The sequence below is a fragment of the Brevundimonas sp. NPDC055311 genome (assembly GCF_053645695.1).
On the sequence record NZ_JBSHMV010000002.1, the window covers coordinates 994651 to 1015355 of the forward strand.

Below are 20705 nucleotides of genomic sequence, written 5' to 3' on the forward strand. Positions count from 1 at the left end.
GGCGACGGTGGAGGAACGGCGTATGCTGACGAACCCTGATTCGCCCGGGCGAGACGTCATGACCATTTCCCGACCGCAGGACCGCCAGAAGGCTCGCGCCGTGCGTCGCCCGCGCTTCGATCCGTGGCTGGTCCTGATGGCGGTCGGCTTCGCCCTGGCGATCGCGGCCATCGCCTATCCGGCGTTTCGGGCCAGCGCCTTCACCGCGCCGGGGCTGATCCTGATCTTCGCCGCGGGGGCGACGGCGCTGATCTGGCTGTCGGCGTTCGGCCGATCCGAGCGGCGTCCCGCTGCGGGCGACACGGCGGTCGAGATGCTGGACGCCATGGCCGAGCCCGCCGCCCTCGTCTGGCCGTCGGGGCAGGTGCTGGCCTACAACGCCGCCTGGGCCGAGGAGAACGGGGCCGTCACCACCCTGCCCAGATCCGGCAAGGGAGGGGGCAAGTCCGCCCAGGCCCTCTACATGGCCTTCGCCCAGGCGCGCGAGGGACATCAGGGCCGCGCCATCGTCCAGATCGGCGCGCGTGAGATCGAGGTGCTGATCGGCCAGGCGGGGCAGGGGCGTTTCCTGGTCCGCGCCGCGCCGGAGGCCGTCCTGCCGCTGGCCCCGACTGCGCCCGCCGCGCCCCAGCCCGTCGCCCCGACCGGTGAGGCGCGGGCCATGGCCGCCGGCGCCCCCTTCGGCTCGGCGGTGATCGGCGGCGAGGACCTGTTCGCCGGTCGGGTCGAGGAGCCGAATGCGGCCCTGGCCCTGCTGACCGGCCCGGCCGCCTCGGGCGACGCCGCCTTCGGCCATCTGTTCGACCCGGCGGGCGTCGCCGAGGCCAGGACCAAGCTGGAGGCCGGATCGTCCGGTCCGATCGAGCTGATCGCCCGCGCCCATCCGGATCGCCAACTGCACCTCTACGTCGCGCCCGAAGGCGACCGGCGCCGCGTCTGGCTGTTCGACGTGGCGGCGCAGAAGTCGATGGAGCTGCAGCTGTCGCAGGCCCAGAAGATGCAGGCCGTGGGCCAGCTGGCGGGCGGGGTGGCGCACGACTTCAACAACCTGCTGACGGCGATCCAGCTGCAACTGAGCGGCCTGTTGGAGCGCCATCCGGTCGGCGACCCCTCCTATGAGGGGCTGAACGAGATCCGCCAGACGGCCATCCGCGCCGCCGATCTGGTGCGCAAGCTGCTGGCCTTCTCGCGCAAGTCGACGGTGCGGCGCGAGCGGCTGGATCTGGGCGAACTGGTGGGCGAGTTCGCCGTGCTTCTGCGTCGTCTGCTGCGCGAGGACGTGCGGCTGGAGACCGACTACGGCCGCGACCTGCCGCTGGTGCTGGCCGACAAGAGCCAGCTGGAGACGGCGGTGATGAACCTGGCCGTCAACGCCCGCGACGCCATGCGCGGCGTGGTCGAGCCGGGCGCGGGCGTCGTCACCATCCGCACCCGCCGCCTGACCGGCGCGCAGGCGCGCGACCTGGGCTGGCGCGAGGCGTCCGAGGACGTCGCCCTGATCGAGGTGTCGGACACCGGCCCCGGCGTGCCGACGGCCCTGCTGGACAAGATCTTCGAGCCCTTCTTCACCACCAAGGCGGTGAATGAGGGGACCGGCATGGGTCTGGCCACCGTCTACGGCATCGCCCAGCAGGCGGGCGGCCACATCACGGTCGCCAATCTGGAAAACGCGGGGGCGGCCTTCCGTATCTTCCTGCCCGCCGCCACGGCCGAGGAACTGGTCGAGGCCCCGGTGGTCGAGAAGGTCGTCAAGGCGCCGCGCGACCTGTCGGGCGCCGGCCGCATCCTGTTCGTCGAAGACGAGGCCGCCGTGCGCGGCATCGCCGCCCGCCTGCTGCGCCAGCGCGGCTATGAGGTGATCGAGGCCGCCGACGGCGAGGAGGCCCTGATCCTGGCCGAGGAATGGGCGGGCCAGATCGACATGCTCATCTCGGACGTCATCATGCCGGGGCTGGACGGGCCGTCGCTGCTGAGGAAGGCGCGGCCCTTCCTGGGCGACGCGCCGGTGATGTTCATCTCGGGCTATGCCGAGAGCGACTTCTCGGACCTGCTGCAGGACGAGGTGGGGGTCTCCTTCCTGCCCAAGCCGCTGGACATCAAAACCCTGGCCGAACGGGTGAAGCAGGAGCTTCACGCGGGCTGATGCAGGGCGAGGGCGTCAGGCCCTCAGGTCGAGCCGATCGTCCGACGACCAGCGCCGCTCCCGCGCGGCTTCGTGCAGGGTGTCGGCGAGATCGATCAGCTGATGACGGCGGAGACGCGGAATCACTTCCAGCAACTGCAGGCGCAGGCTTTCGGCTTCGGCGTCGGAGAGGAAGGCGTCGCGAGAACGACCAGACATGGCGCACCGCCCTGAAAAGCGACCGGAAAGACGGTCAGGGGCGTTCGGAAAACAGCTATTTCGCGCTTTAGGTTCCGAAAATCGGCTTTGGCTCGAGAATTGTGAACAAAGGCGACGTTCAAGGCTTGGGTATGTCGCGCGCGGCCCTAGATAGGGTCCAGAGGAATCAAACGCCGTAAAGGAGTCTCCCATGGCCTTCACCCTGCCCCCGCTGCCCTACGCCTATGACGCGCTGGAGCCGGCCATCGACAAGGAGACGATGACCTTCCACCACGACAAGCATCACCAGACCTACGTCGACAATCTGAACAAGGCGATCGACGCTGACGCCTCCCTGCAGGGCAAGTCGCTCGAAGACCTGTTCGCCCAGATGTCGAAGCTGCCCAAGGCGGTCCGCAACAACGGCGGCGGCCACTGGAACCACAGCCTGTTCTGGGAACTGCTGGCCCCGGCCGACAAGGCGGGCGCGCCCTCGGCCGAACTGGCCGCCAAGATCGACGCCGAACTGGGCGGCATGGACAAGTTCAAGGCTGACTTCGACGCCGCCGGCGCCGGCCAGTTCGGTTCGGGCTGGGCCTGGCTGATCCTTCAGGACGGCAAGCTGAAGGTCACCTCGACGCCGAACCAGGACAACCCGCTGATGGATCTGGCCGACGAGAAGGGCGCCGTCCTTCTGGCCGCAGACGTGTGGGAGCACGCCTACTACCTCAAATACCAGAACCGCCGCGTCGACTACCTCAAGGCCTTCTGGTCGGTGGTGAACTGGAACAAGGTCAACGAACTGTACGAAGCCGCCAAGGGCTGATCGCCCTGCGTCTGAGCGCCTGATCTGCGGCCGCCGTTTTCCGAAGGGAAGCGGCGGCCGTTTCCATTTAGTCCGCCTGCTCGGTCATGAGGGCGGCCAGCAGCGCCTCGCCGTCCTCCAGGGCCCTGTTCTTCAGGGCGGCGGGGTCAAGGACCTGACCGTCCAGTATGACTTGACGCAGGCGTCGGGTGTCGCGGATGTCCTGCGACGGGTCGCCCTCCACGATCAGCAGGTCGGCGCGGCGTCCCACGGCGATGCGGCCGATGTCCTCGCGCTGCAGGATGTCCGCTGCGGTTCCGGTCGCCGACGACAACGCCTGGAGGGGACTCAGGCCCGCGCGGGTCATCAGCTCCATTTCCAGATGAAGACCGCCGCCAGGCAGGTTGTAGGCGCCGGCGGGGGTGTCGGAGCCTGCGCCTATGCGGCCGCCCAGTTGGGCCAGACGCACCATCACAGCTGCGCCGATGCGGGCGTCCAGTCTCGCCTTGCCGTTGCTCTCGGCATTGGCGTGGAAATGCTGATGGACGCCGCGCCATTGCTGATCCAGCCCGCCGCGGACCGACCCCTGCGCATCGCCCAACGGCAGATCGGCCAACACCGGATCGGGCGATTGCGTCTCGGCGGTGAAGTGGGAGACGGACAGGGTGGGGACCAGCGCCGTCTGCGCCGTCAGTAATGCGCGGGCCAGCTGATCGATCAGGGCTGGATCGAGAACGTCTGCATCCAGATCGCCGCCCAGACGACGGTAGGCCAGGGCCGCGCCGCTGGCGTGCTCCAGACTGTCCAGGCCCACGGTGGCGGCTTGAAGGAGATCGACCTCCGCGCCTCCGAGACCGCGCGTCGAGGCCATGCCCAGGTCGGCCATGGTCGGCAGGCCCAACGCCCTGGCGCGCTGAACAGCGGCGGCGAAGGCGTCGGGCGGCAACTGTTCGTACAGCTTGACCCAGTCGGCGCCTTCCGCCGCCAGGGCGTCCACGGCGGCGATCGCCTGCTCGGGCGTCTCCGCGATCAGCAGTTCGACGCCTTCCAGCGACGGACCGTCGGCCGGGCGCGCCGGCGACGGCCCGTCCGGCTCCGCCGCGGGGTAGAAGCGCTTGATGATGCTGTTCTCGCCGTCCAGCATCGGCCCGGCCCAGACCAGACGGGTCTGCGGCGCGGGCAGGGCCTTCAGGGTCCGGACCATCGCCAGATCGGTGTTGGCGGACCGCACCGTGGTCACGCCCGAAGCCAGGAACCAGCCATAGTAGTGGGGGCGCGGGTGGGCGTGCAGATCGATCAGGCCCGGCATGATGCTGCCTTCGCCCGCGTCGATGAAAACGGCGCCTGGAGGCGCGGGGCAATCGGCCGCCTTGCCGACGCAGGTGATGACGCCGTCGATCGCCACGACCCGGCCCTGAGGGATCGGCGCCGCGCCCGAGCCGTCGATGATCCGACCGGAGAGCACAAGGGCGTCGGGTCGGTCGGCCTCGCCGGCCTGCGCCGCCGTCGCCGTCAGAACGGCCAGGGCCGTCGCCGCCGTGCGCCAGAGCTTGCTCACCATGTCGTCTCCTCCCGAGCTGTTTCTTATGCTTGGGACAACTGCACGGGCGGAGGCTGCGGGCTCAAGTTTCCTTTCTGTCATGCTGGAGCCAAGGCCGCCGACATTGACTCCCGGCCTCGCCGCCTTCATAAGCCCGGCCTTCTCGCACCGGGTTTCGCCCGAGGCGCGATGTCTATTACGGACGATGCGTGGACCGCCGTTGAGATCGCCGCTCCAATAGGGGAGGGGCCGGGCCGCATCATGATGAAGAGTGACACATGTCCAAGCGCCATAGCGCCAAGTACAAACTCGACCGGGCCATGGGTGAAAACCTGTGGGGTCGCGCCAAGTCTCCCGTCAACAAGCGTTCCTACGGCCCCGGCCAGCACGGCCAGCGCCGCAAGTCCAAGGTCTCTGACTTCGGCCTGCAGCTGAAGGCCAAGCAGAAGCTGAAGGGCTACTACGGCAACATCACCGAGAAGCAATTCGCGGCGACCTACGCCGAAGCCGCCCGCCGCAAGGGCAACACCTCGGAAAACCTGATCGGCCTGCTGGAATCGCGTCTGGACGCCATCGTCTACCGCGCCAAGTTCGTGCCGACCGTCTGGGCCGCCCGTCAGTTCGTCTCGCACGGCCACGTGACCGTGGACGGCAAGAAGGTCGACATCGGTTCGTACCGCGTCAAGCCGGGCCAGGTCATCGAGGTCAAGGAAAAGTCGCGCAACATGGCTCTGGTGCTCGAAGCCCAGCAGTCGAGCGAGCGCGACCTGCCTGACTATCTGGAGCTGGGCGATCGTGGTTTCTCGGTCCGTTACGGCCGCGTGCCGGAACTGTCCGACGTTCCGTACCCGGTGAAGATGGAGCCGAACCTGGTCGTCGAATACTACTCCTCGTAAGTTCGACGGACCTGCCCGATCCGTCGGGCGCGGTTTCAGGATCAAGAAGAGGCTCCGGCTCGCCGGGGCCTCTTTTTTTATCCGACGCAGCGGCGGTTCCCTTTTGGGCCAAACCAAGGCATGTTGCGCCGGCTGTCAGGATCGAGCCGCGGGAGGCTGAAATGAGATATCGGATCGCTTTCTGCGCCGCTGTGGCGCTATCCGTCGTCCTGACCGGCTGCGCCCAGAAGCCGGGCTCGCTGGTGCGGACCGAAGGGATGCCGGGCCAGCTGGAGCCGATCCACGCCGCGGCTTTCACCCGCGACCTGGCCGTGTTCCGCGTCAGCTCCAACGGCTGCACCGACAAGAGCGACGTGAAGCCCTTCATCACCCGGCTCAAGGATTCGGCGGTCATCACCCTGCGTCGCCTGGACGAGGATCGCTGCACCCGTCCGATCAAGGGCGGGGTCCAGGTCGAATGGACCTTCCAGGAACTGGGCCTGCCGCCGGGCGCCAATGTCGTGGTCAACAACCCCTACATGATGGACGGCGCGGCCGTAGCCATCAGCCAGTGAGGGCGAAGGCCGTTAGGGCGGCCTTTTTCAACTTTCCTTTATCCATATCGAAACAGCCAGGGTTAACGCCTGGGAGTTAGAACGGCCGGCTCTTTTCCTCCCCGGCGTCTTCCATGCGTGTCCTGACCTGCCTTACCGACGAGCATCATCTGGGGCTCGTCGCCCTCGCTGCCCTGATTTGCCTGCTGGGCAGCTTCATCACCACAGGACTGTTGAAAAGGGTCAGGGAGAACGCAGGGATGGCTCGTCTGTCCTGGCTCTTCCTGGGCGCCGTCGCGGGCGGGGCGACGATCTGGTGCACCCACTTCGTGGCCATGATCGCCTACCGACCAGGCGTCGAGACGGCCTATGAGCCGCTGTTGACGGGGGTCTCCCTGGCGGTGGCGATTCTGGGCGTCGGCCTGGCGCTGGCGGCCGCCTCCATGCGCCGCCGGTTCTCCGTCGAGGCTGGCGGAATCCTGTTCGGCGCGGCCGTGGCGGCAATGCACTTTGTGGGAATGGCGGCCCTGTCGGTCGAGGGCGTGGTTCATTGGTCGGCCGTCTATCTGGCCGTATCCGTCGCCGGTTCGGTGCTGTTCGGCGCTCTGAGCTTCCATCTGGCGTCGGCCGACGACCGTTACGCTCGGTTGAAGGGCGGAGCGGCCATGGTGCTGGGCATCGTCTGCCTGCACTTCACCGCGATGGCGGCGATGACGGTCATCCCCCTGGCGCCGCTGGACGGCATGCTGACGGGCGAGGACGCGCGTGGCGTGCTGGCGCTGGGCGTGGCCGGGGTGGGCCTGCTGGTTCTGGGCGCCGGGGCCGCCAGCCACGCTCTGGACCGTGAGGCTCTGGCGCAGAACCGTGAACGCCTGCAGTACTTGCTCGAGACCGGCGTGGACGGCATGGCGATCGAGCGGGACGGCGTCATCGTCGCCGTCAACGAAGTGCTGGCGGAACTGACGGGCGCGGATCGCCAGGCCCTGATCGGCTCGGATCTGGAGGCCTGGGTGCAGGACGCCCGCCGTCTCGATGACGGGGCTGTGACCCAGACCGTGTTGATGGCGAAGGGACAGGAGATTCCCGTCGAACTATCGGCCCGTCGCGACCTCACCGCGCGCAGCCGCACCATGATCTACGCCGTACGCGACCTGCGCGCCCGCATGGCCCAGGAGCGCCGCATCGCCCATCTGGCGCGCAACGACAGCCTGACCGGTCTGCCGAACCGCGCCTCCTTCCTGGAGCGTCTGACCCGCCAGAAGCAGACCGCCGCCGAGGGGGAGGCCCTGGCCCTGTTCGCCCTGGACCTGGACCGGTTCAAGGAAGTCAATGATCTGTACGGTCACGCGGTTGGAGACCAGTTGCTGTGCGTCATCGCCGAGCGCATGAAGGGCGTTCTGCGCGAGGGCGAGTTCATCGCGCGCCAGGGCGGCGACGAATTCCTGGCCCTGGCCTCGGTCGCCGACCGCGACGAGGCTCGCGCTGTCGCCGAGCGCCTGCGTCAGGCCGTTGTTCAGACCGTGACCCTCGACCACGCCGACCTGTCCTGCGGCGCCAGCATCGGGGTGGCGCTGTGGCCTGAGGACGCCCACGACGTCTCTACCCTGATCAACAACGCCGACCTGGCCATGTATCGCGCCAAGGCCTCCCTGACCCAGGACGTCTGCTTCTATGAGGCGGACATGGACCAGGCGGTCCGTGCGCGCCGTCGTGTGACTCAGGCCCTGCGTGAGGCGCTCGAGAATGAGCGGTTCGAACTGCACTATCAGGTGCAGGCCTCGGTCAGCACCGGCAAGGCTACCGGCTATGAAGTTCTGCTGCGCTGGAAGGATCACGACGGCCGCTACATCTCGCCGGCCGATTTCATCCCTGTGGCCGAGGAGAACGGCCTGATCCTGCCGATCGGCGAATGGGTGCTGCGCCAGGCCTGCCGTCAGGCCGCCGCCTGGGCCGAGCCGCATCGCATCGCCGTGAACCTGTCGCCGGTCCAGTTGAGCCACGTCGACCTGCCTCGTCTGGTGCACCAGATCCTGCTGGAGACCGGCCTGGCGCCGTCGCGCCTGGAGCTGGAGATCACCGAGACGGCCATGATCACCGACATGGAGCGCACCACCCATGTGCTGCGCCAGCTGAAGGCCCTGGGCGTGAGCATCGCCATGGACGACTTCGGCACGGGCTATTCCTCCCTGTCGACGCTGAAGGCCTTCCCCTTCGACAAGATCAAGCTGGACCGCTCCTTCATGACCGAACTGGACGGCGAGGCGCCGCAGTCGCGGGCCATCATCCGCGCCGTCCTGACCATCGGCGAAAGTCTGTCGATCCCGGTCCTGGCCGAAGGCGTCGAAACCGCAGAGCAGTTGGCCTTCCTGCGCGCCCAAGGCTGCAATGAGGTGCAGGGCTACCTGCTGGGTCGGCCTCAGCCCGAGGCCGACGCCTTGTTGAACGGCGTGGTCAGGATCGCGGCGACGGAAACCGCCGAGCCTCAGGCCGAGCGCGCGGCGGCGTAGCCCGGCCAGTGCGTCGCGTCCGCCCGTTCGTACTGGACCGGCAGGGCCTCTTCCGCGCCCAGGGCGACGGCGGCGTGATGGCCCCAGTTCGGATCGTCCAGAACCGCGCGGGCGACGGCGATCAGGTCGGCCTTGCCTTCGGTCAGCACTGCTTCGGCCTGTTGCGGCGTGACGATCATGCCCACGGCCATGACGTTGGCCTCGGGGACCGCCGCCTTGACCGCCTCGGCGAAGGGAAGCTGATAGCCCGGCTGGTCGCCGGGGATGCGCGCGGTCGCGACGTTGCCGCCGCTGGTCAGGTGCAGGTAGTCATAGTCCATCTCGTGCAGGGCCTGACCGAAGACGGCCGCCTCGGCCGGGGTAATGCCGCCCTCGGTCCAGTCCGAACCGTTGAAGCGGACGCCCAGGGCCTTGGTCCGGGGCCAGGCGTCGCGCAGGGCCTGGGCGACGCGCAGCGGGAAGCGCATCCGGTTCTCCAGCGAGCCGCCGTATTCGTCCGTCCGTTCGTTCGACAACGGCGAGAGGAACTGGGTCAGCAGGTAGCCGTGGGCGGCGTGCAGCTCGACCAGGTCGAACCCGGCGCGGTCGGCGCGCTCGGCCGCATCGACGAAGGCGGCGACCACGCGGTCCATGCCCGTTTGATCCAATGCGGTCGGCGTGTGCCAGTCGTCGCGATAGGGCTGGGCCGAGGCGGAGAAGGTCTCCCACGCCTTGTCCGCCGGCGCCGGGCCGCCCCGGTCGATCCACGGCGGATTGGTCGAGGCCTTGCGTCCGGCGTGGGCCAGCTGAATCCCGATCGGCGTGTCCGAATAGGTGCGGATGTCGCGGATGATCCGGGCGAAGGCGGCTTCCTGCTCGTCGTTCCATAGGCCGGTGTCCGCCCAGGAGATGCGGCCCGCGGCCTCGACGCCCGTGGCTTCGATCACTGCCAGTCCGGCGCCGGACAGGGCCAGTCTGGCCACATGCTGGGCGTGCCAGGGCTGAGGGACGCCGTCCACGGCCGAATACTGGCACATGGGGGCGATGACGATGCGGTTCTTCAGCGTCAGCGGCCCGACGGCGCGCGGGGTGAACAGCAGGCTCATACGTGAATCTCTCGATGAACCCCGGGGAGGCGGGGCACAGTAGCTATGACTGTGGCGGTTGGGTTCAAGGCCTCCCTTTCCGATTATTCACGTGATCCCCAACCGCGAGACTGGCAGTTTGCCGCCAACCAACAAGGGGAACACCTATGCGTCGTCTCATCATCGCCCTCGCCGTCGCCGCGGTCGCCGCGCCCATGCTGTCGGGCTGCATCATCATCGCCACCGAGAAGCCGACCACCCGCGTCATCCACTCGGCCCCCGCCGAGGCGAACTGATGCGCCTGGCCGTCGTCGCCGCCGTCGCCCTGCTGCCGCTGCTGGGCGGTTGCGTCATCTATTCCAACGAGGGCGGAGAGAAGGTCTCGATCGTCACGGACCAGAGCGCGGCTCGGGACGAGCCGTTGGAAGCCGTCCGCAAGGTCGATTTCGACGGCCAGCGCCTGAACGTCGTCGTCGGCTCCAACGGCTGCACCGAGGCGTCCAGCTTCGAGGTGCGGATCAAGGACGGCGACCCCGCCGAACTGACCCTGGCCCGCCGTTCGCCTGACCTGTGCAAGGCCCTGGTCCCCGAGGGAAAGTCGGTCAGCTGGACCTATGACGAGCTGGGCCTGGAGCGCGGCCAGCCCGTGCGCGTGCTGAATCCGATCAGCCTGTAGGCCCGGCCCTGGAGAGGCGTCAGGCGCCGAACGCGCCTGACAGCACGCCGAACAGCGGGTTCGGCCGCCCTTCGTCGTTGAACAGCAGCGGACTGTCCTTGCCGTCGTCGTTCTCGGCGCGGCGCAGCCAGGAGTCGCTGTCGCGCACGCCCCAGACGGTGAAGGCGAACCGCTGGGCGGGGGGCAGGTCCATGAAGGCTTCCGCCAGTTCGGCCACGCGCGCCGTCTGCTGTTCGCGTCGCTGGGCGCCGGGACGCAGGTCGGGCATCCGGCCGCCGCGTTTCAGCGAGGCGTCCAGTTCGGAGACGTGGATGGGCAGGCCGAACTGGCGGGCCTCGTTCATGAAGCCGGCGATCCGGCCGTCGGGGATCTCGATGTCGAGGTGGGACTGGATGCCGATGCCCTGAACCGGGGCGCCCGCCTTCAGCAGCCGCTCGACCAGACGCAGGAAGGCGGCGCCCTTCTTGGGCGTGTTTTCCAGGTTGTAGTCGTTCAGGAACAGGGTCGCCTCGGGCGCGGCGATGCGGGCCTGTTCGAAGGCGCGGATGATATAGGCGTCGACGCCGCCCAGGCCCTGGCTCCACAAGCAGTCGCGATAGCCGCTGCCGTCATCCTCGACCGGTTCGTTGACCACGTCCCAGCCGACGATCTGGCTGCGCCAGCGCCCGGCGACCTCGGCGATATAGCGGTCGTGTTCGGCGATGAAGCGCGCCCGGTCGTCGACGATGGCGGTGAACCACGGATGATCCTGCGCATACCAGATCAGGGCGTGGCCGAAGAGGCGGACGCCCAGATCACGCGCGAAATAGGCGATGCGGTCCGGCGCGTCGAAGCGCAGGGAGCCGTCCTTCTGGAGGATGTATTCCATCTTCATCTCCCACTCGGGCGTGAGCTGGGAGAAGTGGGTGGAGACCAGACGGAACCAGTCCTGATCGGACAATTGGCCCGACATGGCGACGGTCCCGACAGGGAAGGACGCGATGGACTTCAGCGGGCGGATGGGACCGGTCGGCGACGGAACAGGCGCCTCGCCCGCGCCGCAGGACGCGAGCGCGAGGGTCGAAGTCAGCAGGGCGCGGCGGTCGATCACAGCGCTTCTCCCTCCCCTTCATGGGGAGGGTGGTCGCGAAGCGACCGGGTGGGGAGGGCCTGGTGATCCTGGCCTCGGCGCTTGAAGAGCCACGTCGCCCCCACCCGGCCTCGGCCTGACGGCCTCAGCCACCCTCCCCATGAAGGGGAGGGAGAGGCGCCGCTGCTGCTTTCAGCCACGGCGGCGCAGGCCCATTTCGTCATAGGCGGCGGCCTCGCGCTTGGCGGCGGCCATCAGCTTGTTCAGCCGGGTGGTCTCGGCGACGTGCTCGAACTTCTTCAGCTCCTCGAAGGCGCCGGTCAGGGCGTCGCGGGCGCCTTCTTCCTCGGCGGCGACGGCGGCGACCTCGGCCTCGGCGTCGGCGCGGCGCTGCTTCCAGCCGTTGAGATAGGCCTGCAGCATCATGCCTGACGACGGGTCGTGCCGCGCATTCTCACGCTCGACCTCGGCCTCGGCGTCCAGCACGGCGACACGCATTTCGGCCTCGGCCTTGCGGGCGCTGATTTCGGCCAGACGCTTCTGCAGCGTCTCGACCTCATAGTTGGAGATGCGGATCAGGGATTGGGCCCAGGCCGTCATGCGTCGTCTCCCGCGATCATTGGTCCACCATGCCTTGGTTCAGGATGGTTTCAAGTCTGTCGAAACTGTCGGCCAGGCGCGTCACGTCGTCCTTGTCCTGGGTCAAGAAGCCTTCCAGGGCCGGGTTCAGGGCGATGGCGCGGTCGACGATGGGGTCGGCCCCGGTGCGATAGGCGCCGATGCGGATCAGCTCTTCCATGTTGGAATAGGCGCTCAGGCACTGGCGCGCGCGGCGGTTCAGTTCGCGCTCGGGCGGGGACTGGTTGCCGGGCATGGTGCGGCTGACGGACTTCAGCACGTCGATGGCGGGGAAGCGGCCGCGCTCGGCGATCTTGCGGTCCATGACGATGTGGCCGTCCAGAATCCCGCGCACGGCGTCGGCGATCGGCTCGTCATGGTCGCCGCCGTCCACCAGCACGGTGAACAGGGCGGTGATCGGTCCCGCCTCGGTACCGTCCGGCCGGATCGGCCCCGGCCCGGCGCGCTCCAGCAGCTTGGGCAGTTCGGTGAAGACGGTGGGGGTGTAGCCCTTGGTCGTCGGCGGTTCGCCCGCCGCCAGGCCGATCTCGCGCTGGGCCATGGCGAAGCGGGTGACGCTGTCCATCAGGCACAGCACCTCCAGCCCCTGATCGCGGAAGAACTCGGCCACGGCCATGGTCATATAGGCGGCCTGACGCCGTTTCAGCGCCGGCTCGTCGCTGGTGGCGACTACGACGACGGCGCGCTTCAGCCCCTCTTCGCCCAGGGTCTCCTCGATGAACTCGCGAACCTCGCGGCCCCGCTCGCCGATCAGGCCGACCACCACGACGTCGCAGGTCGCCTGTCGCGCCAGCATGGACAGCAGCACCGACTTGCCCACGCCCGAACCGGCGAAGATGCCCAGGCGCTGCCCTCGGCTGGTGGTGGTGAAAACGTCCATCGCCCGAACGCCCAGATCCAGCCGCTCGCCCACCCGGCCGCGCGAATGGGCGGGCGGCGGCGGGGCGCGCAAGGGATAGGGGACGAGGCCCGGCGTCAACGGCCCCAGGCCGTCGATCGGTTCGCCGAAGGAATCGATGATGCGGCCCAGCCAGGCGGTGGTGGGGCGCACGCTGGCGGCTGTGTCGATGATCCTGATGTCGGCGCCGGGCGCCACGCCCTCGACCGGGCCGAAGGGCATCAGCAGGGCCTTGGCCTCGCGAAAGCCGACGACCTCGGCGGGCAGGGGCGGCTGGCCGCGCCGCTCGATCTCGGCCCGCGCCCCGACGGCCAGACGCGACAGGCCGCCGCGCGACTCGATCAGCAGGCCGCTGACGCCCGCCACCTTGCCGGTGACGACCAAAGGGTCGATCGCTTCGACGGCGGCGACGAGATTGCGCAAAGAAAGCCCCTGGACCGCAGGCGCGATGGGGCGATCCCAGGCGCGCGGCCGATGGGCGGACACTGCTGCATCATGGTTAATGAGCGATGAAGCCGGCCTGACGTTACAACCTATGCGCGCGAGAAAGGAAAAAGAAAGCTTCCGGCCGTAGACTTCCCTCAGACGTGCCTAGGGTCATCACCGCAATCAGAAGGGGAGCGGGTCGGATGTTCAGCAGAAATCGTCGGCGAAAACAGGCTGCGGATCTGGAGCGGCTTGAGGAACTGGACCGCCTGATGGCGGCGATCGGGCGGTCCCAGGCCGTGATCGAATTCAATCTGGACGGGACGATTCTCGGCGCCAACGACAATCTGCTTCAGACCATGGGCTACGCCTTGGACGAGATTCAGGGACGGCATCACCGGATGTTCATGGACCCCGATGAGGCGTCGACGCCCGACTACAGCGCCTTCTGGCGGGAACTGAACGAGGGCCGCTTCGTCGCCCGCAAGTTCCGCCGCATCGCCAAGGGCGGGCGGGAGGTCTGGCTCGAAGCCTCCTACAATCCCGTGCTGGACGAAGCCGGTCGGCCGCTGAAGGTGGTCAAGCTGGCGGTCGACATCACCGAGGCCGAACAGGCCTCGCAACGGGCGGAGCAGGCCCGCCTGGCGGCCGAGGGGGCGCAGGCTCGCCTTGTCGGCGCCCTGGCCGAACAGCTCTCCCGCCTTTCGGATGGCGATCTCCTGGCGGCCATCGAGCAGGAGATGGAAGGCGCCCACCAGGCGGTGAAGTCGGACTTCAACGGCGCCGTCGCCAGCCTGCGCACGGCGCTGGGGCAGGTGCTGGCGGCCGTGGCCACGCTGCGCGGCGGTTCCGACGAAATCAGCCAGGCCTCGGATGACCTGTCGCGCCGCACCGAACAGCAGGCCGCTTCGCTGGAGGAGACGGCGGCGGCCCTGGATCAGATCACCGTCACCGTGCAGCGGGCGGCCGAAGGCGCGCGCCAGGCGGCGACGGTCGCGTCCAAGGCTCACGCAGAGGCGGATCGGTCGAGCGACGTCATGCGCCGGGCCGTCGCCGCCATGGACGGCATCAGCCGCCGCTCGGCCGAGATCAGCGACATCGTCGGCGTGATCGACGAGATCGCCTTCCAGACCAACCTGCTGGCGCTGAACGCGGGGGTCGAGGCGGCGCGGGCGGGCGACAGCGGACGCGGCTTCGCCGTGGTCGCCTCGGAGGTGCGGGCCCTGGCCCAGCGCTCGGCCGAGGCCGCCAAGGAGATCAAGACCCTGATCGCCGCCTCGGGCGCCGAGGTGGCGCAAGGCGTGGAGCTGGTCGCCGAGACGGGCCGCGCCCTGACGACGATCGCGGAACAGGTCAATGAGATGGACGGCCTGGTCGCCGAGATCGCCGCCTCGGCCCAGGAGCAGGCCTCGGGCCTGGGGCAGGTCAATCAGGCGGTGAACCAGATGGACCAGGTGACGCAGCAGAACGCGGCCATGGTCGAGCAGACCACGGCGGCGGCCGCCAATCTCAAGACCGAGGCCGAACACCTGGCTGAACTTGTGGGGCGTTTCCGCACGGGCGCGGACGAGGGCGGGGCGCGCGAGCTGAAAGGTCGGGAGATGCCCGGCCGCGGCGGCCCGCCTCCGGCGCTGGAGGCCCAGCGCGCGCGCCTGCGCGCCGTGGCCAACGGTCCGGCGGTGGAGGAATGGACCGAGTTCTAGGCCCTAGAACAGCAGCTTCACCGCCGCTCGCATCAGCAGGGCCAGCACTGCGCCGAAGACCAGGCAGGCGATCAGGTTGGGAATCGGCCGTTGCAGCCGGGACAGCAGGAACTTCATCGAAACGCGTCTGTGGTCAGGCGGGGGCGGCGGGGTCCTGCAGCGGCTGAGCCTCGTCCGAGGGCGAGGTCAGCACCGCGCCGACCGAGGCGGTGATGATGGCGGCGATGGCCAGCCATTGCAGGGTGCTGAGATGCTCGCCCAGCACGAACAGCCCGGCCAGGGCGCCGATGGCCGGATCGCCGCTGACGGCCACGCCGAAGGTGCGCTTGGGAATGTGGCGCAGGGCGATCATGTCCAGCGTATAGGGCAGGGCGCTGGACACCAGGGCCACGACCAGGCCGAGCGCCAGGATCTTCGGATCGAACAGGGCCAGTCCTGCGCCGGCGAGGCCGAACGGCACGACCGTCACGGCCGCCATCGACATGCCCACGGCGACGGTCGCGCCGCTGGGCAGGTGGCTGACCCGCTTGCCGAAGACGATGTAGCCCGCCCAGAAGAGGCCCGCCGCCGCCGCATAGGCGCACCCGACGGGGTCCAGCGTCGCCACGGCGCCGTCGAGCGGCAGCAGCAGGCTCAGGCCCAGCACCGCAAAGCCCACCCAGACGAAATGGATCAGGCGGCGCGAGTTGAACAGGGCGACCGACAGCGGCCCCATGAACTCGATGGCCAGGGCCACGCCCAGCGGAATGGTGTTCAGCGCCATGTAGAAGCTGAGGTTCATCAACCCCATGACCCCGCCGTAGACCGCCAGGGCCCGCAGGTCGTTGCGGGTGAAGGCGGTGCGCCACGGCCGGAAGATCGCCAGCAGCACCAGGGCCGACAGGCCGACGCGCAGCGCTGCTGTCCCCGCCGGCCCGACCATCGGATACAGCGTCTTGGCGAAGGAGGTGCCGGCCGAAAGGGACACCATCCCGCCGACCAGGGCGAGATAGGGCAGGATAGCCGCGAGGCGCGGCGTGCGAAGGGCGAGCGTCAGGGAGGACATGGCGCGGAACCTAGCCAAAACCCGCCTGCGTTTCTCGCTGATTTCACCTGCCATGACGCAAGAAACAGGCGTATGATGCCTGATAATGCAAGAAAACGCCGACCTCGATTCCTTCGACCGTCGCCTGCTGGCCCTGGTCCGGCGCGACAATCTCCAACCCGCGCGTCTGTTGGCGGAAAAGGTCGGCCTGTCGGAATCGGCGGTGTCGCGGCGGTTGCGGCGGCTGCGCGACGACGGCGTCATCATCGCCGACGTCGCCGTGGTCGACCCGGCGCGCCTGGCGCGGACCCTGACCATGCACGTCCTGGTCGAGATGGAGCGCGAGGGCACTGCCGTTCTGGACGCCTTGATCGACAAGCTGACCGCACGGCCCGAGGTTCAGGCCGCCTGGTATGTGACGGGCGACACCGACCTGATTCTCTATGTCGTGGTGCCGACGATGGAGGCCTATGAGGTCTTCACCCGCGAGATGCTGAACGACGACGCCCGCGTGAGGGCTTTCAAGACCCTGATCTCGATCCGCGAAGTCCTGCCCTTCGACCCCGCCCGCCGCGCCCTGGCGCGATGAGTTCTGCTAAAGCCTGCGTCAGAATTCCTGCGCGGGTCTGCTTTGTTCGCGGCGTATAAGACTTATCTGTTGAGCCGACACCCGCACGGAGACCTCCTATGTCCGACGCTTCCAACGCCGCCTATGACGCCAGCCGCCACAAGAAGGCGGGGCGGGGCCGGGTCTATGACAGCATCGTCGACACCATCGGCGACACCCCCCTGGTGCGGCTGCCCAATCTGACGGCGGCGCTGAAGCCCAAGGCCACGGTGCTGGCCAAGCTGGAGTTCTTCAACCCGATCGCCTCGGTCAAGGACCGCATCGGCGTGGCCATGGTCGAGGCGCTGGAGCAACTGGGCAAGATCAAGCCGGGCGCGACCCTGATCGAGCCGACCAGCGGCAACACCGGCATCGCCCTGGCCTTCGTGGCGGCGTCCAAGGGCTACAAGCTGATCCTGGTCATGCCCGAGAGCATGTCGATCGAGCGGCGCAAGATGCTGGCCCTGCTGGGCGCGCGCCTGGAGCTGACGCCGGCCGAAAAGGGCATGAAGGGCGCCATCGCCCGCGCCGAGGAGCTGCTGACGGAAATCCCCGGCTCGGTCAGCCCGGCCCAGTTCGAGAACCTGGCCAATCCCGCTATCCACGAGGCCACGACGGCCGAGGAGATCTGGAACGATACGGCCGGGGCCGTCGACGTGGTCGTGTCCGGCGTCGGCACCGGCGGCACCATCACCGGCGTCGGCCATGCGTTGAAGGCGAAGAAGCCATCGGTGAAGATGATCGCGGTCGAGCCGACCGCCTCGCCCGTCCTGTCGGGCGGCGCGCCCGGCCCGCACAAGATTCAGGGCATCGGCGCGGGCTTCATCCCCGCCGTGGTCGACCGCGCGGTCATCGACGGCGTGGAGCAGGTCGCCAATGAGGAGGCCTTCGACATGGCCCGCCGCGTCGCGCGCGAGGACGGCGTACCTGTCGGCATCAGCTCGGGCGCAGCCCTGGCGGCGGCCTTCCGCCTGGCGGCGCAGGATGAATATGCCGGTCAGACCATCGTGACCATCATCCCCAGCTTCGCCGAGCGCTATCTGTCCACGGCCCTGTTCGAGGGACTGTGAAGCCGCTTGGGGCGCGACTGCACTGCTGGTTAACCGCTGACGCCTAGGGTGTCGTCATGGGCGACACCCAGGCCAGTTTGAACGAGACGAGCACGCCGCGCGGGCGCACGGCGCGGCAGGTGCTGCTGCGTCGGCTGGCCGATGTCGTCAGCCTGCCCGCCAGCCGGATCAACGCCTTCGAGCGGGCGGTGGTCGGCGATCTTCTGGTCGACGTGCTGCGTCCGGCGACGCTGGAGGAGCGGCGGCGCGTGGCCTTGCGGCTGGCCCCTCTCGGCGAATTGCCGGACGCCCTGAAACGCCTGCTGTTGCGCGACGAACCGCCGGTGGCGGCGCCGTTGCTGGAAGACTGCGCCGCCCTGTCGGACGCCGATCTGATCGGCTGCGCGCGGGACGCCACGATCCGGCACCGGCTGATGATGGCCGCCCGGCGCGACCTGTCGGAGGCTGTGACCGACACCCTGTTGAGCTGGGGCGAGGAGCCGGTCATCGCCGCCGTCCTGGCCAACCCCTCCGCCCGCCTGACCCAGACCAGCCTCGAGGGCGTGATCGCTCTCAGCCGTTCGTCGCGTGCGCTCTGCACGGCTCTGCTGAAGCGGCCGGAGCTGCGCCCCTCGGGGGCCTATGTGATGTTCTGGTGGTGCGGGCCGGACGACCGACGCGTCATCCTGCAGCGTTTCGCCGTCTCGCGCGACGTCATGCAGACCAGCGTCGAGGACGTCTTCGCCCTGGCGGCCGAGGAGGGCTGGGCCGACCCGGTGGCGCGCAAGGCGCTTCAATTCATTGAAAGACGTCAGCGAAATCGCGCGGCGATAGAGAAGAGCCCCTATGCTGACCTTGAGGCCGCCGTCGCTGCGGCGGCCGCCCACGGCCTGTCGCGCGACCTGGTCGGCGAGATCGGCCATCTTTCCGGGGTGAAGCCGCTGACGGCGGCCAAGATCATGGGCGATCCCGGCGGAGAGCCCGTGGCTATACTCTGCAAGGCGGCGGGACTGACGCGTTCTAGTCTTCAGACCCTGTGGCGATCCATGCGTCGACCCGAGACGACGGCGGACGGCGCCGTGCATCCGGACTGGAGCCGGGTGCAGCTGACCTATGAAATGCTGGCCGTCGATCGCGCCCAGACAGTGCTGCGTTACTGGAACTGGTCCCTGTCATCCGCTCTGACGCCGACCCTGCTGCGCGCCATTCGCGATGGTGAAGACCAGATGATCGACGAATACTCGGCGCCCGAGCGCGCGGCGGCGCTCGCCTTGGCGGATAACTTTGGTCGTTGAAATGGCCGTTCCTGATCTATGCTGAATTCGAGATCACACTTCGCTTCTTGAGCGAGAAATCGCCTCCGCATTGCTTTCAATACAAAACATAAGTATGAAACCGCTCGACGGCGGGTCGATTCAGATCAGTCGATTGAAAATGGGGCATGCAAGAGGCTGATGCAGATGGAAGAAAAACCCGAACTGCTCGAGATGACCGCTGACATCGTGTCGGCCTATGTCAGCAACAATTCCGTTTCGGCTGACGCCGTGCCGGGTCTGATCGCGCAGGTTCACGCGGCTCTTTCGGGCGTTTCGGTCGCTCCGGTCGAGCCCGAGCCCGAGCCCCAGGAACCGGCGGTGCCGGTTCGCAAGTCGATCACGCCGGACTTCCTGATCTGCCTGGAGGACGGTCGCAAGTTCAAGTCGCTGAAGCGTCACCTGCGCACCAAATACAACATGAGCCCCGAAGAATACCGCGCCAAGTGGGGTCTGCCGAAAGACTATCCCATGGTCGCCCCGAACTACGCCAAGGCGCGTTCGGAACTGGCCAAGCAGATGGGTCTGGGCCAGGGCGGCCGTAAGCCGGCCCGCGCCACGCGTAAGTAACCCGCTTACGCATCCGAGAGATGCAACGCCCGCTCTTCGATCGAAGGGCGGGCGTTTTGCTGTCAGACGCACAGCCTGGGACAGGGGCGTGACCTGAGGCGCGACGGCGGTTAACCCTGTCCGCACACCTGCCGTTGAAACGGCCGCGCTAGACAGACGGCATGTACCACGCGCCTTCCGGTTTCGATCCTTCCGGCCCTCCGCCCGATCGGCGGCGACGCATCCGCGCGACGTTTCGCCAGACGCGCCGTCCAGACGAGCGGATCACCCTGCTGGGCGAGCCGATCGATCTGGTTCGGCCCGAAGAGGTGCTGCTGCATCTGGAGCGCAGCGTGGACGCGGGCGTGCAGAGCGTCGTCGCCAACCACAATCTGCACAGCCTCTACCTGATCCGGCGTACGCCGGGGATGCGGCGCCTGTATGAGGCGGCTGATCTGATCGAACTGGACTCGACGCCGCTGATCCATTTCGCGCGTCTGCTGGGCCATCCCGCGCGGCCGCAGCACCGCTGCACCTATCTGGACTGGCGCGACCATTTCTGGAGCCTGGCCGACCGCAAGGGCTGGCGCGTCCTCTATGTCGGCGGCGCTGACGGCGTGGCGGAAGAGGCGGCGCGGCGACTGGCGACCCGCTATCCGGGCGCGATGGTGAAGGGGCTCAGCGGCTATTTCGACGCGACGCCCGGGTCCTTGGGCAATACGGCGGTTCTGGCGGCGGTCAGGGATTTCGCCCCGCACGTGCTGTTCGTCGGCATGGGGATGCCGCGCCAGGAGCTGTGGATCGCGGACAATCTGGCGTCTCTGCCGGCGGTTCCGATCCTGCCGGTCGGCGCCGCCTTCGACTATGAGGCCGGGGTTCAGAAGGCTGCGCCGCGCTGGATGGGACGGCTGGGCGTCGAATGGCTGTTCCGCCTGTTCGCCGATCCGAAACGGCTGTTTGCGCGCTACTGCATCGAGCCCTGGTTCCTGATTGGACCGGCGTTGGGCGACGTGCGCGCGGCCATGCGGCGCAGGAAGCGCTGAACCGCGCCCCTTGTCAGCCATCGCAATGGCCCTGGTTGAGGCGT

The 20705-nt window shown here is 68.3% G+C and carries 20 protein-coding genes; 13 read left to right on the top strand and 7 right to left on the bottom strand.

The features are described 5' to 3' along the window. Positions 1-58 precede the first annotated feature (58 nt). Positions 59-2143 carry a cell cycle histidine kinase CckA gene (gene cckA, locus ACWIDZ_RS10615; RefSeq protein ID WP_453989594.1) on the top strand — a complete coding sequence of 695 codons (2085 nt, stop codon included), beginning with the start codon at positions 59-61 and terminating at the stop codon, positions 2141-2143. A 15-nt stretch (positions 2144-2158) separates the two neighbouring features. On the opposite strand, the gene ACWIDZ_RS10620 is transcribed toward cckA, so the two are convergent. Then, entirely contained in the window at positions 2159-2341 is a 183-nt protein-coding gene (locus tag ACWIDZ_RS10620; protein ID WP_291778122.1) for a hypothetical protein, read from the bottom strand. Between the two features lie 190 nt (positions 2342-2531). On the opposite strand from ACWIDZ_RS10620, the gene ACWIDZ_RS10625 reads away from it, so the two are divergent. Then, a complete protein-coding gene (locus ACWIDZ_RS10625; protein WP_291778125.1) occupies positions 2532-3146 on the top strand; it encodes a superoxide dismutase in 615 nt (204 codons plus the stop codon). A gap of 67 nt (positions 3147-3213) precedes the next feature. On the opposite strand, the gene ACWIDZ_RS10630 is transcribed toward ACWIDZ_RS10625, so the two are convergent. Further along, positions 3214-4686 carry an amidohydrolase family protein gene (locus ACWIDZ_RS10630; RefSeq protein ID WP_453989595.1) on the bottom strand — a complete coding sequence of 491 codons (1473 nt, stop codon included), beginning with the start codon at positions 4684-4686 and terminating at the stop codon, positions 3214-3216. 257 nt (positions 4687-4943) lie between these two features. Between ACWIDZ_RS10630 and rpsD the strand changes: the two genes are divergently transcribed. The 3 genes from rpsD to ACWIDZ_RS10645 all read left to right on the top strand — a co-directional run bounded on the left by rpsD (position 4944) and on the right by ACWIDZ_RS10645 (position 8601). Next, complete coding sequence (gene rpsD / locus ACWIDZ_RS10635) at positions 4944-5561, top strand: 30S ribosomal protein S4 (RefSeq protein WP_003169687.1); 618 nt, start codon at positions 4944-4946, stop codon at positions 5559-5561. A gap of 161 nt (positions 5562-5722) precedes the next feature. Continuing rightward, the gene (locus tag ACWIDZ_RS10640) at positions 5723-6115 is read left to right on the top strand and encodes a hypothetical protein (protein ID WP_291778166.1); all 393 of its coding nucleotides are present in this window, start codon (positions 5723-5725) and stop codon (positions 6113-6115) included. 113 nt (positions 6116-6228) lie between these two features. Next, positions 6229-8601 (top strand): bifunctional diguanylate cyclase/phosphodiesterase, encoded by a 2373-nt coding sequence (locus tag ACWIDZ_RS10645; protein ID WP_453989596.1) that lies wholly within the window; start codon positions 6229-6231, stop codon positions 8599-8601. Here ACWIDZ_RS10645 and ACWIDZ_RS10650 read toward each other — a convergent pair. After that, a complete protein-coding gene (locus ACWIDZ_RS10650) occupies positions 8577-9686 on the bottom strand; it encodes an NADH:flavin oxidoreductase/NADH oxidase (RefSeq protein WP_453989597.1) in 1110 nt (369 codons plus the stop codon). The genes ACWIDZ_RS10645 and ACWIDZ_RS10650 overlap by 25 nt on opposite strands. 146 nt (positions 9687-9832) lie before the next feature. On the opposite strand from ACWIDZ_RS10650, the gene ACWIDZ_RS10655 reads away from it, so the two are divergent. Further along, the gene (locus tag ACWIDZ_RS10655) at positions 9833-9961 is read left to right on the top strand and encodes a hypothetical protein (protein WP_003169681.1); all 129 of its coding nucleotides are present in this window, start codon (positions 9833-9835) and stop codon (positions 9959-9961) included. Continuing rightward, positions 9961-10341 carry a hypothetical protein gene (locus ACWIDZ_RS10660; RefSeq protein WP_453989598.1) on the top strand — a complete coding sequence of 127 codons (381 nt, stop codon included), beginning with the start codon at positions 9961-9963 and terminating at the stop codon, positions 10339-10341. The genes ACWIDZ_RS10655 and ACWIDZ_RS10660 overlap by 1 nt, the downstream gene beginning before the upstream one ends. Before the next feature lie 19 nt (positions 10342-10360). Here ACWIDZ_RS10660 and ACWIDZ_RS10665 read toward each other — a convergent pair whose 3' ends face one another. The 3 genes from ACWIDZ_RS10665 to fliI all read right to left on the bottom strand — a co-directional run bounded on the left by ACWIDZ_RS10665 (position 10361) and on the right by fliI (position 13370). Then, a complete protein-coding gene (locus ACWIDZ_RS10665; protein WP_453989599.1) occupies positions 10361-11431 on the bottom strand; it encodes an endo-1,4-beta-xylanase in 1071 nt (356 codons plus the stop codon). Positions 11432-11602: 171 nt separating this feature from the next. After that, positions 11603-12010: a flagellar export protein FliJ gene (locus ACWIDZ_RS10670; RefSeq protein ID WP_453989600.1), complete on the bottom strand. Its 408-nt coding sequence runs from the start codon at positions 12008-12010 to the stop codon at positions 11603-11605. A gap of 16 nt (positions 12011-12026) precedes the next feature. Beyond that, positions 12027-13370 (bottom strand): flagellar protein export ATPase FliI, encoded by a 1344-nt coding sequence (gene fliI / locus ACWIDZ_RS10675; protein WP_291778423.1) that lies wholly within the window; start codon positions 13368-13370, stop codon positions 12027-12029. 206 nt (positions 13371-13576) lie between these two features. Here fliI and ACWIDZ_RS10680 point away from each other — a divergent pair, with 206 nt between their 5' ends. Further along, positions 13577-15076 (top strand): methyl-accepting chemotaxis protein, encoded by a 1500-nt coding sequence (locus ACWIDZ_RS10680; protein WP_453989601.1) that lies wholly within the window; start codon positions 13577-13579, stop codon positions 15074-15076. Between the two features lie 133 nt (positions 15077-15209). Here ACWIDZ_RS10680 and ACWIDZ_RS10685 read toward each other — a convergent pair whose 3' ends face one another. Beyond that, positions 15210-16121: an EamA family transporter gene (locus tag ACWIDZ_RS10685; RefSeq protein WP_453989602.1), complete on the bottom strand. Its 912-nt coding sequence runs from the start codon at positions 16119-16121 to the stop codon at positions 15210-15212. Positions 16122-16206: 85 nt separating this feature from the next. Here ACWIDZ_RS10685 and ACWIDZ_RS10690 point away from each other — a divergent pair, with 85 nt between their 5' ends. The 5 genes from ACWIDZ_RS10690 (at position 16207) to ACWIDZ_RS10710 (ending at position 20661) form a co-directional block, all read left to right on the top strand. Further along, positions 16207-16689: an Lrp/AsnC family transcriptional regulator gene (locus ACWIDZ_RS10690; RefSeq protein ID WP_453989603.1), complete on the top strand. Its 483-nt coding sequence runs from the start codon at positions 16207-16209 to the stop codon at positions 16687-16689. Between the two features lie 98 nt (positions 16690-16787). Next, on the top strand, positions 16788-17777 hold the full coding sequence (gene cysK, locus ACWIDZ_RS10695) for a cysteine synthase A (RefSeq protein ID WP_453989604.1): 990 nt from the start codon (positions 16788-16790) through the stop codon (positions 17775-17777). A gap of 56 nt (positions 17778-17833) precedes the next feature. Beyond that, positions 17834-19051 (top strand): DUF2336 domain-containing protein, encoded by a 1218-nt coding sequence (locus ACWIDZ_RS10700; protein WP_453989605.1) that lies wholly within the window; start codon positions 17834-17836, stop codon positions 19049-19051. A gap of 165 nt (positions 19052-19216) precedes the next feature. Next, the gene (locus ACWIDZ_RS10705; protein WP_291778428.1) at positions 19217-19639 is read left to right on the top strand and encodes a MucR family transcriptional regulator; all 423 of its coding nucleotides are present in this window, start codon (positions 19217-19219) and stop codon (positions 19637-19639) included. 161 nt (positions 19640-19800) lie between these two features. Further along, positions 19801-20661 (top strand): WecB/TagA/CpsF family glycosyltransferase, encoded by an 861-nt coding sequence (locus ACWIDZ_RS10710; RefSeq protein ID WP_453989606.1) that lies wholly within the window; start codon positions 19801-19803, stop codon positions 20659-20661. Positions 20662-20705: the final 44 nt, after the last annotated feature.